Origin of the sequence: Paraburkholderia sp. UCT2 (genome assembly GCF_014397665.1) — a bacterium.
Classification (GTDB): Bacteria; Pseudomonadota; Gammaproteobacteria; order Burkholderiales; family Burkholderiaceae; genus Paraburkholderia; species Paraburkholderia tuberum.
Window position 1 is genome coordinate 34,548 of the sequence record NZ_VZQO01000035.1, and the last position, 16,083, is coordinate 50,630.

Below are 16,083 nucleotides of genomic sequence, written 5' to 3' on the forward strand. Positions count from 1 at the left end.
TATATCAAAATAGTCGATCGTCACGTATTTTTAGGACAAGTTCTATTTCGCAGATGATCGACCATTCGCGAAAAGTTAGGCGTTTGCCTATTCCAGTTCTTGTGACGATTTGTTAAAGGGAGGGGTCTTATTGCTCCGGGTCACCTTTCTCGCGATCGCTTTTGCAAGCGTATTGCCTTGTGGGTCCAAGGGCCGATTCAATGCCGCATCAAGGACTTGACTCGCTGTAGTTTGATCGCCTGCGGAGGTGCTGAGCAGACTCTTCGCAAGCGCGGCGGACAGACACTCGGGGTCCAGCCGCAACGCCACCTTCGTATGCGCACGCGCCTCGTCGAGTCTGCCTTCGCGCAGCGCCACGATGGCCAGTGCGCCTGGGGCTTCGGCAAAACCGCGATCTATGTGAGCGCCTTGTTCGAAGCGCGACCGCGCCAGTTGTAGATCGCCATTGAGCAAATGGGCCCAGCCGGCCGCAATCCAGGAGCCCGCATGGGTGCCGAACGATTCGGATGCGGCGTCGATGTGTTGCGCGGCCTGCTCGAAGCGGTGCTGTTCGAGTAGCACGAGCCCTGTGCCGAGAAGCGCGCGGCTGTGTGCCGGCTGGCTGCGCAGTGCCTCCGCGAACAGCGCCATAGCGTCGAACTCGCGGCCTTCGCCGAGTGCCAGCAAACCAGCTATGGCGAGACCGTCGGGAGAGCGCTTTGCAAGAGACGCGAACTGTTGCGCGCTGTCGGGATGTCCGGCATCGAACAAGGCAGCGGCGAGGAGTCCGCAGACTTCGATGCCGGTCTCCGGATGATCCGCATACCGCTTGCCAACTTCGATGACCTCGTCAAGGCGCCCTTGATGGTGAAGCGACCGCATTTGGAGCGTGATGGCTTGCGGAATCGTTGTCAGCACGCCTTCATCCAGCAGCGCTAGCGTTTCGTCGAAAGCGCCGAGCATGGCGTGCGCATAAGCCTTGTTATAGCGAATCGCGGGATGGCTTTCACCGTCCGGTAACGCGGCGAATGCCCGGAGCGCGTCCTCGAATTTGCCACGAGCCATGGCACACAGGCCACGCAGATGCATCGACTCCGGCGGCACCGCACCGAGCGCTTGCTGACGTGCGAGCAGTTCATCGCACCGTTCGAATTGCTGTGCGTCGAATGCGCACGCGGTGGCGTCTCCTAGCAACGACAGGTTGTTGGGGTCGGACTCAAGGAACGCAAGCAGCCGGGTTAGTCGGGCGGATGCCAAAGCAACGGCGTGTTCGGAAGTGGAGTTCATTTGGCGTCGGGTGTTCGCTGCGTCGGTGGACAAAGCCGAGAGTGAGGGATCGGAAGTGAGTAGCCCTTTTCTAGCATAGCAGTCTGGAATTGCTGCGGGATCCTTATTGCGAGATCAGGCCGGCAATCGCCGCCACAATTTATGCTTTATCGCGCGCAAGGACGCACGAGATCCTGAGCGCCTGAGATTTTTGCTAAACAGTTCTAAAAATCTTCGGACAACTTGTTCGGAAGCGGTTCGGGAAACCAATCGCGCAAGGCTTAACGAACAAGTACGGGGCATAGATGGTAGCGATCGTCACGGGCAATGGTTTGGGGTTGCAGTCGTCGTCGGCATTGGGGCTTGGAGCCCATGGCCAGGTCGGCAATGCGGCATTCGGGCAGACCGGAGAGCAGCTCTATGTGAACGCGGCGAACGGCAATCTGGTGATTCAGGATCGTGACCAGTTGCTGCTCGGCCAGGGGGTGAACAGTTCGATCTACCGCGCCTATAACAGCCTCGGACAGTTTGCTGGAGACAACTGGCGCCCAGGCGGATCGCGCACGGTGGATGGCCTCACTGGGACGCTGAATAGCATAGGCAGTACGGTAACCCTGACAGACTGGGATGGTTCGAGTACGGTGTACGAGTACGATGCGTCGCGCCAGTTGTATGTGTCGACCGCGTGGCTTGGCGCCAGCGTTGCCCAAGGCGACTTTGAGCCCGGCTATGCCGATGCTACTGGCACAGGGGCGTACGCGACGCTGTCCTTTGATGAGGCGACCCGCAACTGGCAGTGGAACGACGGAAACAACGGGCTGAGCGAGCTTTACGATGCCACGCGAGGCGGCAGGCTCGTGTCAACCCGCGACAGGGACGGCAATACGGTCGGCTACGCCTACAACGCCGCAGGGCAGCTCGCGCAGGTAACGACTGCAGGGGGCGACGTCACCTATCTCGACTACAACGCAGCCGGTCAACTGACGGATCTGCGCTCGGTCTACCGGGGGATGGGTAACAGTCTGGTCACGTCGACCACGATCCGTTACGCATACGACACACAGGGCCGACTGTCGCGGGTGACAGTCGACCTGAGTCCGGAAGACAACAGCATCGCCGACGCTCACGTCTATACGACGACCTATACGTACGACGGCACGAGCAGCCGGATCGCCTCGATCACCCAGTCGGATGGATCCCAGGTGATGTTCACCTATCTTCAGGTGAACGGCGAGTACCGGGTGGCGACGATTGGCGAAAAGGCCGACGACGGGGTGTTTCGGATCACCACGCTTAGCTATGACACCGCGAACAGGCAGACGACGGTGACCGATCCGCTTGGCTACAGGAAGGTCTTGACGTATGACGATGCCGGCAGGTTGACCAGCATCCGGTCGACTTCGTCTCTGGACGGACAGTGGGTAAACCTGAACTTTACGTATAACGTCAACGGCGACAGCGACCTGCGGATTCTGAATGATGGTAAGGGCAAACCGATCTACTTTATTTACGATGCCGCGGGCAATCTGATCAGCCAATCGGACAGCTCAGCCGACGTTACCCGTACGTACGGGTCGAACAATGAACTGTTGACCGAGACGGTCTTTGACAAGACCAGCAATTTTGCCAATGGTTACGCGAACCAGTACCTGACGACGCGCTATGTCTATGACGCAGCCGGGCATCTGCGATACGTGGTGAGTGCGGCGGGCCGCGTCACGGAGTTCAGGTACAACGCGGCGGGCCAGAAGGTCAGCGAGATCCAGTACACATCGGCGGCATTCGACGTCAGTGCCTTGAGCAACACCGATGCAGTGTCGGAGGCGACGTTGAATGCATGGGCGGCGGGCCTTGTGAATCCCAGCGAGGCGATCCGTATCGATTCGACGTATGACTACCGTGGGAACCTCGCAACGGTCACGCGCTATGAGAAGCTGCTGGCCGACGGCACAGGCGATGTGACGGGAGCAATCATCCAGACACGGTACGTCTATGATGCTGCCGGTCGTCTCCTACAGCGTTTTGCGGGCAGTCCGGGCAACGAGAAGGCTGAAACTTTCACGTACGACGGGCTCGGCCGCCTCCTCTGCGCGATTCAGTTCGACGGCGTCACAACGCTGTATCAGTACGACGATGCGCACCACACGGTTTCAGTCACCTTCAGCAACGGGCTGACGCGTACCTCTACGTATAACGCCGCGGGGGAACTGGTCGCCGTGGTCGATTCGGTGCAGGGCAAAGTGCAGTCGCAGATCAGGAACTACTACGACACCAACGGCCGGTTGCAGATGACGACCGATGCCAATGGACTGAATACGCACTACCTGTACAACGGGCGTGGCCAGTGTGTCGCACAGATCGCCCCTGATGGAACATTGACGGAGTATGTCTACGACACCACATTCGCGAGGCCGCTGCGCACGCTCACCTATGCAACCAGGCTTACGGCCGCGCAACTCGCCTCGTTGACCAACGCCGACGGGACACCCGCCGAAAGGCTGAAATCGGGGGCATTGCTGACGCTCGACTCCTCGAAGCTGCGCCCGCCTGCATCGGTGGACGACCGGACGGTATGGGCTTTTTATCTCAACAACTTCATCGACCATACCGTTGACGCGGACGGAACCGTCACCCAGGTTCAGTACGACGGCAGCGGACGTCCCGTGGTGAAGACGGTCTTTGCGAACCGGGTCGACACCAGCGTGGCGCCGACACAGGTCTTACCAGATGCCGATCCGGCCAACGATCGCGTCACGCGCTACTTCTACGATCAGGATGGTTTGTTGCGCGGGGAACTTGACCCGGAAGGTTTCCTGACCGAATACCGGTACAACGGCGCAGGGGAGCGTGTTGAGACGGTTCGTTATGCCACGGCAACGGACGCCTCGTTGCGCAGTCAGGGCATGTTTGCGCAGCTGGTTCCCGGTAGCAGCGACGCAGACGCTCACCTGAGCTACTTCTATGACTCGCGCGGCCTGTTGTGTGCAGAAGTCGATGCCGAAGGTTACGTGACGCACTATAGCTACGATGCGTGGGGCAACGTCACACAGCGCGTGCACGGCCAGCAAGTCGATCTCGGCTCGATGCAGGCGCCACAGCAGATCCCGGTCACGATTAACGTGACCGGGACGCTGGGTTCAAGCGGCAGTGTTGAAATCTGGATCGATGGCGTGCAGGCGGGAGCGCTCACGTTCGACTTACCATTCGGAGGCTTCGCCACCGGTACGCTTGACGTACCGAACGTAGTGCCGCTTGCGCATCATACGATCGAGTTCCGCTATCCGGCGGACAGCGGCCTCTCGATAGGGTCCGCAACCTTTGGCGCATCCTGGCTGAGCAAGGCTGACGAGCTGAGCACGCCGGTAGGCGGTAACCCCTCGCAGCAAAGCCTGCGCTATGTGCTGCGGGCCGACGCCATGCTCGCGTGGACAAGTCGTCCCGGGCAGATGGAGTTCACCTACTACACCTACGACGCAATGGGACGGCTCACGGGCCGCACGACGTATTCGCAGGACGGTATGGGCGGCAATGTCTCCACTAGCTGGACCTGGGACGACGAGGGCCGCGTGGCCAGCGAGACGACCGCTGGGCGCACGACGACCTACCGCTACGATCTGCAGGGACGGCTGATTGCGCAGCTGGGCGGCGAAGGCAGCACGGCGCTCGCAGCGCTTGGCGCGAACGCAACGCTTGCACAGATCGATGCCGTATGGCAATCGTGGGGGGTGAGCTACACGTACGACGCGGCGGGCCTGCGCACCTCCATGACGGACGCGAACGGCAACACCACGTACTACTACTACGACGTGGCGGGCCACCTCACCCACGTTGTCAATCCGATCGGCGAAGTCGTCGAGTACCAGTATGACGCATTCGGTGACGTGACGGAGACGCTGGTCTACGCGACGCGCGTTGCAGCGGACACACTGGCCAGTCTGGTAGGTGGTCTCCTGTCCGACCCGCTCAGAAGCACACTCGCGGTGCTGGGCGATGATAGTGACGTCACGCGCACCGCTTTCACTTACAGCGCCGCCGGCCGCCTCGTCCAGCGTACCGATGCGTTAGGTCTGAGCACACGCTATACCTACAACACGTTTGGCGAGCAGATTTCCACCGTTCGTGACATTGCCTCCAATGTTCAGGTGCGAGACACGATCGACTACGACCGGCTCGGTCAGGCGATCCGCCATACGTCCGACGCGGGCGGCCTCAACCTGATCACTCAGGCAATCTACGACGCGTTTGGGCGTGTGATCGAATCGATCGATGCCAACGGTGTGCTGCGCCGCCAGGACTACGATCGCAACGGCAATGTGGTGGTGGTGACCGACGGCACTGGCGCGCGTATGCACATGACGTACGACGCGTTCCGCAACATGCTCACCCGCACCGACGCGACGGGCAGCACGACGACATGGTCATACTCGGAGTTCGACCGCGCGGTGACAGTGACGACCGCCGAGGGCATCAGGACCACATTGACGTACAACGACGCCGGCCAGATCGTGACGCTGACCGACGGGCGCGGCAACACGACAGGCTACACGTACGACCGTGACGGCAACCTGGTCACCACGACCGATGCAACCGGTGCGACGACCACGCAAAACTACGATCACGCAGGCCATCTGATCGATACGGTTGACGCGCGCGGTGTTCGCACCACGTATAGCTACGACGCGACGGGCCGCGTGCTGAGCTGCACAGTCGACCCGAGCGGCCTGAATCTCACGACCCGCTACGAATACGACGGCAAGGGTCAGGCGACCCGCGTGACGGACCCGTCTGGCGTCGTGACTGAGACCCGTTATGACGCAGCCGGACACACGGTTTCCGTGACGGCCGACGTAGGTGGACTGAACCTGTTGACGACGTTTGCTTACGATGGTGTTGGCAACGTCCTCACCGTGACCGAAGGCGCCGGCGGCTGCAACCCGCGCGTCACGCGGAACGTGTACGACAAGGCGGGCCGTCTTACCAGCACGACCGTCGATCCCGGCAAGCTTGAACTCACGACGAGCTATGGCTACGACGGCAACGGCAATGTTGTCTCGGTGACCGATGCGGCGGGCGGCGTCACGCGCTACGTTTACGATGAGGAGGGGCGGCAGATATGGTCGGTCGGACCGACCGGCGCGCTCGTCAGGAGCGTGTACGACGCCGCAGGGCGTGTCGTCGCGCGAACGGCGTTTGCCTTCCCTCTGGACGGTTCGCCGGACAATCTGACCGACGCGTACATCACGGGAAGTCAAACGCTTCAGCCGCTGCTCGACCAGACCACGCAATACGTGTATGACGCAGACGGCCGCTTGCGCTACGTGGTGAACGCGCTGAACTACGTTGCCGAGAACGTCTACGACGCCAACGGCAATGTGATCAGCACGATCACGTATGCAAGCCCCGTCAATATAGCGGGTGCCCTCACCGTCGACGCCGTTGCCACAGCGCTGAGCGCCCAATCGGCTCAGGCGCATGCGAGCGATCGCACGACGCGCATGGTTTATGACGTGGCAAACCGGGTGGCAGCCAGTATCGATGCGCTCGGCTTCGTCACATCCAACCGTTACGACGCCGGCGGCAATCTCCTCGAACGCACGCAGTACCAGACGCCGTATGCGGAGGCCGGCATTCCAGACGCCTCGGCGCTGGAACTCTGGCTCGCCTCACCTGGCGTCGGGAGGCCGTCCGGGGATCGCACGACCACGTGGATTTATGATGCCGCCACCCGGCCGGTCTATGTGATCGATGCCGAAGGCTACGTCACGGAGCAACGTTACGATCCAGCGGGCCATCTGCTGACGACCATCCGCTACGCGGACAGATACGAAGCGGCGCGCGGCGCCAGCCAGACACAGGCTGCCGCTCTTCTGCCGCAAATCATTCCGGCTTCGGCGGCCGCGACGGGATACGACTATGACAGCGCCGGACGTCTGACGAGCACGACGAATGCGGCAGGCGTCGTCACGCGCTATGAACTTGACGCGCTGGGACGCGCGGTGAACACGAGCGTCGCCGATGGTCTGCCCGAACAGAGCGTCACACATGCGGTATTCGACGCAGCTGGGCGCATGATCGAACAGACCCGCGCGTACGGTACGTCAGTCGCTGCGACATCACGTTACACGTATGACGGGATGGGACGAGTGACCGCTGAGACCGATCCACGCGGGGTGGAGCTTTCCGAAAGCGACACCGCCTGGGCGCTTGCCGAGCGCAAGGCGCGTGGCTATGTCGACGCGAATGGCGAGGCGCTCGAGGCAGCAGCGCTCAGCCCCAGCCAGCGGAGCAATCTGCAGGCGGCGTATCGCATGCGCTATATCTACAACGCGAGGGGTGATCTACTGGTTACGGCCGATGCGCTCGGCTATATAACCAGTAACACCTATGACGCTTTCGGCAACAGGGTGACGGCGGCCGACCAGAACAGGAACATCACCCAGATCTCCTACGACGTGCTGAACCGCGCGGTGCGGGTCGTCTCGCCGACGGCGAGCATCGTGCTGACCGAATACGACGCGTTTGGCGATGCGGTCAAGGTGACGCAGGATACGAAGGCGGTCACCCGCATGGAGTACGACCGGCTCGGCCACCTGGTGAGGTCGACCGACGCCGAGGGCTACGGCGAAATCTACGCGTACGACGCATTCGGCAACCGCACCGGCTATACGAACAAGGTCGGCGGGCAGTTTTCTTATACGTATGATCGCCGTGGACTGATGCTGTCGGAAACACTACCGGTTACTTCGGGTGGCAAGGCGGTTGTCAACACGTTCGAATACGATGCGCGCGGCAATCGCATCGCGACGATCGAAGCGCAGGGGCTCAAAGAGGAGCGTGTTACGCGCTATGGGTATGACCTGCTTGACCGGCAGATCACGCTGACCGGCGTGTCGGTGTACCAGGCTGGCTTTCCTGCGAGCACGACCGAGACACGGGTCTATGACGCGCAAGGCAATCTCACATCGATTACCGACGCGAATGGACATACCACCACGTTGTACTACGACGTGGCGGGCCGGAAGACTGCGCAGGTCAGCCCGACCGGCACGCTGACGCTATGGGCGTGCGATGCGGTGGGCAATGTCATCGCGACAAAGGTCTACGCGGATCCGGTCGTGGCGCAACCTGGTTCGCAACCGCCTGCGCCTGCCGATGCGGCCAACGTGCGCGAAACGCGATACGTCTACGACGCGGATAACCGGCTCACTCAGTCCCGCGTGCAGAACGTAGCGACAGGCTATTTCGATCCGAGCGCGGGTGACGACGCGCGGGGCGAATACTTCATCACGTCTGGCAGCGAGCTGGTGACGACGTGGGAATACGATGGTTGCGGCCAGGTTACCGCGACCGTCGATCCGGCCGGCAATCGCACAACGTACTTCTATAACAAGGCCGGACAGAAGACGCTCGAAATCGACGCGAAGGGATTCGGCATCGCGTACACGGTGAATGCGCAAGGCAACGTCACGCAGGAAACGCGGTTTGCACTGCCGTTCCCGGACCCGGTTTCGGCGAGCGCCTCCGTCAATACCATCGTCAGCGCGTGGCCCCGCAGCGCCGACGATCGCATCACCAACTACACCTGGGACAACAACGGCCGGTTGCTGAGCGAGTCGCGCGTCGGCGTTGAGTTCGCGAAGGTCGACGCCAACGGCAAGCTCGTGCAGTCGACCGGTGACGCCACGTCGAACTATTCATACGACGGAGAGGGGCACCTGCTGCGCAAGGTCGACGCGAACGGCAGCCAGTACGACTTCACCTACGACGCGCTCGGACGTCTGACGGGCGAGATGCTGCCGCAGTTCGCCGACTATCAGAACCGGCAGGTGCGCGTCACCACGATATACGACTACGACGGCCTGAACAATGTCGTCAGGGAAACCCGCAAGGGTGAGTCGGACCAGGTGACCACGTACCTCTACGACGCGGGTGGTCGACTTCATTCGAAAGTCAACGCGCTGGGTGTGGCGACGAATTTTCGGTATGACGCCGTGGGCAATGTCACGAGCGTCTTCTATCTACGCAGCGATGTGGACGGGAACCAGCGGCTCGACTCCACCACAATCACCTATGACGCGGAAAACCGCGAAATTTCGCGCGTCACCCAAACGAGTGACGCAGCGACGGGTGCACGGGTGTCAACTGGTGCACTGATCGAGCAGCGCTACAACGCGTATGGCGAAGTGACAGGACGGCGTACGGGGGGCGGCGGCGCGAACGGTGAATGGCAGGAATATGCGGACTATGACAACGCCGGCCGGGTGGTGCGCACGAACTTTGATGACGGGGTGTCGCATCTGTTCATGTATGACCGCAATGGCAATGCGACGCTGAAGGTCGAGTCGATGGAGAGCGATCTGCGCTATCGCGTGATCACGACCGGGGACGATCTCGTCGCGCTGCTGCAGAGCGTCGACATGATGCAGACTTACACGCGCTATGACCAGCGGAATCAGGTGATTCAGATTCGGCAGCCGAAGACGTCGGGCGGGATACCGACCATCAGCTTTAGCCCGGTCGATATTCCGATCGATGGTGGGGTGTTCGCGAATACTGAATTGAGCATCTCGGGGTGGATCGATTCGTCAGCGCGGCCGGTGACCGGGCCGACGTTGCCGCTCGTCAACGGCGATGCGGGAATGCTGGATGCAGACGGAAAGGTTAGCGTGACAGGCTCCTGGTCTGTGGACAAATCTGAGGATAACGGCTATATCAGCGTGAGCAGCCTGGATTTTTCTTTGCCTGACTTTGCGCAGTTGTATGGTGCTTATAACGTTGAGGTTCGCGTGAGCTATACCGCCTCCGGATCCGAATGGCAGATCCGTGGTGGACAGGATCAGGCAGCGTTTGCGCAGCCATTCGGCAGGCCGTCGGGTACGGCTTGGTCAGCCGTGGTGCCGATGAATGCGACGCAGGTGAGCGTACCGGTCAACTGGCGTTCGGGTCAGCTTTGGTTAAATGGCTTTTTTGTCGATTCAAGCGTGACCTTTACATGGACCGCTGAAATCTACGTGACGCCGCTCAGCGCGGGATCGGGTCCAGTGCTCGCGGGTACGGTTTCGCAGTCGGCGCAGCTCATCAACTTCAGCAACGGCCAGGCCCTGATTGGAAACAGTGATGTGCTTGACGCCAGTGCTCCGCTGCAGGTTGCTTCAGGCTTGCTGAGTGTCGCGCGCAATTCGCTCCCGGAAGGAACTGCGGGCATGCTGTACTACCGTCGCGCGGGATCGACAGAAACATTTTTGCCGCTTCCAAAGAGTTCGAGCAGCCTCCCAAACTCGTTTACCGTCGACACCAGCGGACTGCCGGACGACGACTATGAGGTGATCTTCATTGCTGTCAGCGATGGTAGTTACGGCGAGGCGGGGTCGTTGCTTCGGCGCGATGGCTATAGGCTTCACATTTCGCATACCGACGGTCCGAAGATCGAATTAGCCGACCTTCCTGCGGCGTCGCCAAGCTCATGTCCCGGCTTTACCGTCGATGCGTCAGGAAACTATATCTGGGCGGCACCGCAGTCGCTGAATATCTTTGGCATACGAAGCACAGAAGGAAAGCTGGCGGACTATATCGTCGTGCGCCTGCGCGACCCGAATAATCCAGGTTGGCAGCTTGACTATCCGGTCTGGCGCAATCCGATTACCGGCGGGTTCCAGATCGACATGGCGTCGCTAGGCGGCGGAGTCTATGAGATATCGCTCGACCTGTTCGACTCGGCCGGTGCACAGATCGATGCACTGCGCGGCACGATCAATTTGCCGGGCAATGGCCAGTCGCCGTCGTTTGCGCTCGGCTACCTTGTGGACCTGAAATCGACTGTGGTGTTTCATAGCCAACCGGCCGGCACGGACCACATGGTCGTGTCGTGGGAGCAGGACGGCACCACGCAGTACACGACGTTGTCCGGCATGGCGGGCGACTTCCTGTGGGACACAACGAAAGCGGGATTGCAGCCTGACTCGGTCTATTCGATCAGGTTCACCGCTTACGACACGGCGGGCCGGCCGCTCTCGATGGGGCAGGGCGATATCAGGATCGGTGTCAACGCGACGTCCGAAGTGACTTTGACCGGTAGCGCACTGCCGTCGATTTTCCAGTTTTCGCCGACGGACAGCAGCGGCGCGCCGCTTACGAACGTCGATACGATCACGCTGTACTACCGCGAATCGACAAAGCAGGATGTCGACTACGACCGGACTTTCAGCACGATAACGCTCACTCGCGACGCCGCCGGTCGCTTCCTGTTCGACGCGGGCGATCTGCCGACGAACGTCGAGTACGAGTACCGCTACCTCGCAATGGACGCCGCCGGCAACGTGTTGATGGAGCGCCAGAGCTACTTCCTGACCGGCACGCGCAATAACCCGGTCACCAATGTCGACATCGTCGGAGTGATCGAGGAACTGGCGAAGGACATGACGATCGACCGTCTGCAGCAGCACGACGCGTTCGGTGAGGTGTCGGCGGAGAGGGACGGGCGCGGCAACTGGACCTACTCGTCGTATAACACGATGGGTTCTCTCACGCTCAAACGCGAGCCGACTGTCATGGTCACGCTGGAGAACGGGGCGCAGATAGAGATGGCGCCGCTCACCACGTACTACTACGATCTGACCGGCAACCTGGTGGGGCTGAAGGACGCCAACGGTCATCTGAGCACCCAGCAGTGGAACTACGGTCTCGCGCAGCCGGCGGTGGCGCAGTCGTGGGATGCGATGGGGTATAGCAAGAACTTCTCGTATGACGCGGTGGGAAATCTGCGCGTGTCGACCGACGAGCTGGGACGACGCACCGATTACACGTACGACAGGGCCAACCAGCTGATCGAGATCGCCCGGCCGGTGTTAGCCAACGGGCAGCGCAGCATCGACCGCTATGAGTACGACGGTGCGGGTAACCGCATTGCCCACACAGACGCGCTGGGCGGACGCGAACGCATCTACTACGACGCCGACGGTCGTATCGTGAAGACCGTCAGCGCGGCGGGCCGCACGGTGCAGTACGACTACCGCTGGGCGAGCACGATCAGCTCGATCGGCTCGGTCGCGAGCGGTGGATGGGTAAAGACGACGATCGATGCGAACGGCCGCTCGATGGTCGACGAGGTGGATCTGTTCGGCCGGGTGACGAAACATACCGATCTTGGTGGCCACGTGTTCCAGTACACGTACAACTGGGCCGGTCTGCTGACAAAACAGGAAGGCACGAGTGGCCAGCATGTCGAATACAGCTATTACTCGCACGGTCTGGTGCGCTCGATCATGGATTACGGCACGCAGACCCAGTCGCTCTACGAATACGACGGCGACGGCAACCGTACGGCGGAATTTTTCACGGACTTCGGCAACTCGTACGTGTTCGCGCAGTCGCGGGTCGAATACGACGCACTGAATCGCGTCGTGGCGATCCGTGACAACAGCTATCAGGTCGGTTACGAGTACGACGCGCTCGGCAATCGCCGCCGGATGATGGCGACGTACACGGACATGGTGGGTTATCACGCGACGGAGCAGGAGTACTGGTACGAGTACGACGCGTTGAACCGCTTCACGGTCTCGATGGGATCGCTGTCGGGCACGCGCGCCACCGATCCGGACGACACCAGTGTGCATATCGTGGCGGGCGCGGCCGGCGGCGACGGCGTGCAGCTTGGCTATAACGCGGCCGGCGAGCGGACGATGGCGGTCTATGCCAAGGATGGACGCACGGAGTACTACACGTACGACGCGAACGGCTTGCTGGCGACGCAGACGGTCGACGGCATGATGATCCAGCAGCGCACCAATGATCTGCTGGGGCGCGTCACGGAGACCATCGAACGGGACAGGAGCAGCGGTCAGATCGTGACGGCGGTGACGCGCGACTGGGACGCCGACAGCCAGTTAATGTCCGAGCATGACAACATCGAAGGTACGACGACGACCTATACGCGCATGGCCGATGGCACGCTCGGGCAGGTTGCCACACGTCCCGACAATGGCAGCGGCACGACCCTGACATCCACCTATTCGTACGAATGGTGGGACAGCGCGAAACAGAGCCAGATCCTGGCGCAGGGGAGCAACCCGGACGCGCCGGGCTGGAGACCGGCATCGAGCTATTTCAACTACGACGTCAACGGCAACCTGAAGGCCACCTACGACGATGGTGGCGGCCAGGCGGGCAGCGCACGCGCGTTCACGTACTACACGGATCTGCGCGGCCAGGTGCAGCGGCGCGACGAACTGGTGGGCGTGACGGTGGCGGACGAGGGCACGATCCGCGGCGCGACGGGGGACAGGAAACACAATTACTACTACCTGAACGGCAACCGGGTGGGCAACCAGGGCAACGACGGGGTCGAGACGGTCGACTACGTGCAGGAACTCGCGGGCAAGCTCGCGAAGGGCAGCGAGAGTCAGTACAAGGTGTTCACGCCGGTGGGCAGCGCGGACTTCGACGAGAACTTCATGGCGATCAACGGGGTGTACCCGGGCGTGAGCCCGGGTACCTGGACGGTGCGCGATGGGGATACGCTGCAGTCGATCGCGTCGTCGCTGTGGGGGGATGCGACGCTGTGGTACATCCTGGCGGACGCGAACGGGCTGAAGGGCGATGACGTGCTGAAGGCCGGGCAGATGCTGACGGTGCCCAACCAGGTCACGAACGTGCACAATACGGCGACGACGTTCAAGCCGTATGACCCGGGCAAGGCGATCGGCAATACGCAGCCGACGTTGCCGGATCCGCCGCCGCCGCCGAGCAAGGATGGGGGATGTGGTCCGGTGGCGGCGATCATTGCCGTCGTGGTTGCGGCGGTGGCAACGGTGTTCACTGCAGGGGCGGCATCGATGGCGCTGGCCGGGACGCTGTCGAGCTTGACCGTGAGTGGCGCGATGACTGCGGGCGCCGCCGCGCTGGTAGGCGGCGGTGCGGCGATGGGCTTCGGTACTGCGGTAGCGGCGTCTGTGATCGGCGGTGCCGTAGGAGCGGCAGCGGCCCAGGGCGTCATGATCGCGGCTGGCGAGCAGAGCGGCTTCAACTGGAAGGGGGTGGCGATGGGCGCTGTCGGCGCAGCGGTCGGCTCGAGCGTTCTTGGCGTAACCGGAGTTGGCACGGCGGTCGGTAGCGCGTTCGGCGGAAGTGCCGCCAGCCAGTTTGCCGGTGCCGCCGCGCAAGGAGCAATCCGGTCGGTAACTACGCAGGGTATTGGCGTGCTGACTGGCGCACAGCACAGCTTCGACTGGAAGGGGGTAGCTGCTTCTGCGATCGCGTCGGGAGTCGCGTATGGCGTGGGCGCCGCAGTGCGCAGTGTCGGGGCGGACTTTGGCTTCAATATGCAGTCCGACAGCGGTCGATTTGTGACGGGCGTGAGCGCGGGGGTTGCTGCAGGTGCGGCTAGTACAATCGTGCGCGGTGGGAGCCTTGGGCGCAATGTTGGCGCAATCTCGATGGATGCCGTCGCGAGCACCATCGGGAATATGGTGGTCGACAACGTCGCGAGTCGGACAACCAGTACGAGCACACTGTACGGGGTAGGTGGCGACGTCGACAGGATGGTGCAGGCCGCCTATCCGACCGATCCGGGCAAGCAGTTCGCGAGCATGGCGAACTGGGATCTGTCGTTAGAGGGAGAACTTCGCGAGCAGGCGTTCGTCGGTGGTTTGCAGGATCAGTTTGGTCGTTTGGCAAACGATGCAATCGCGCAAGATATCGCGATCAACCAGCAACTCGGCAGTGAATTCGCAAGCTCCGCGAATCAGGCCCTTTCTGTACAGCGCGCCCAGAGAGCTTTAAACACGCAATCGCCTCGACAATCAGAGCAGTTAGCCAGCTTCCAGACTTCAGCCGCAAATCCGCTAGGCAATGGCGACGCGTTTAGCCCCGCAGACATTGAATATGCCTACGGCCTTACCTCCAATGCGAGGCCAGTCAGTACATCCACCAATCCGCCGCCGACGCAGTATGTGTCGAAGTCCTTCACTCAACTGCCACTCCAGGCTACATCGTCATCGACCGACGTTCGCGGTGGCTTCGATCAATACGGAAACAGTACCGCCGGACGTGCCAAATTCGACGTGACTAGCCTCGTGGCACCCAATTATTCGGTTTCAGTCGGCGCGTATCTTGGTGTCGGCGGTGAAGTCGAGATGACGTTCAACGGCATAGTCCCAAGCGAAGTGAGACTTGGTATCGGTGTCGGATTGGGTGCTCACGGATATCTGAAAGCGGCAGGCTCTTCCGCGCAAGGCTTTTCTGTCGATTTCATTTCCAAGGGAGATAGCAATCTCCAAGTCGGCGATTATCGGATCGGCGCGTCACTGGGCGCCAACGCAGTAGTTGGCCCTGCGTCGTTTCAGTTGGGTTCGGCGGGGATCGGCGGCTATTCCAACATCATGCAAACGCCGAAAGCCGGAACGTACGCGTACTTCAAGAATGGCATGGCCCTCACTCCCTCGCTTGGACTGGGCCTTGAATTCAAGGGAAATATCATTGAATTTGATTACAAATGGAGATGAGTCAGTGAGATCCGATCTGCAACGCGTTCACCGATTTAATATGATCAGATGGACTTTGATTCTTGGTATCGCGATATGGCTAGGACTGATGGTTCTCGTGAAATTCTATGGAGCGGGACACTATGACTCACTTGCGGTGTACATGTTTTTTCCATGGATACTCGGAATGGTGCTCGTAGCAATCCAATACAAGTGTCCATTCTGTGGAACGATTCCACGGGGGCGTTTCATCCGGTTTATCGATCTCAACCCGAGAGCCTGTGCAAAATGTGGTCGCTCGCTCAGAGTAAAAGGATGCGAAAACAAGAGCTGAATAGTGTTCTTTGGGCCATTTGCGGTG

General features: G+C 61.0%; 2 protein-coding genes. One reads left to right on the forward strand and one right to left on the reverse strand.

What is annotated here, in order from left to right; all coding sequences use genetic code 11:
- Nucleotides 1-87: 87 nt before the first annotated feature.
- Nucleotides 88-1,266 carry a tetratricopeptide repeat protein gene (locus F6X39_RS25270; RefSeq protein WP_187618592.1) on the reverse strand — a complete coding sequence of 393 codons (1,179 nt, stop codon included), beginning with the start codon at nt 1,264-1,266 and terminating at the stop codon, nt 88-90.
- A gap of 284 nt (nt 1,267-1,550) precedes the next feature.
- Between F6X39_RS25270 and F6X39_RS25275 the strand changes: the two genes are divergently transcribed.
- Nucleotides 1,551-15,743 carry a LysM peptidoglycan-binding domain-containing protein gene (locus F6X39_RS25275; RefSeq protein ID WP_187618593.1) on the forward strand — a complete coding sequence of 4,731 codons (14,193 nt, stop codon included), beginning with the start codon at nt 1,551-1,553 and terminating at the stop codon, nt 15,741-15,743.
- Nucleotides 15,744-16,083 lie beyond the last annotated feature (340 nt).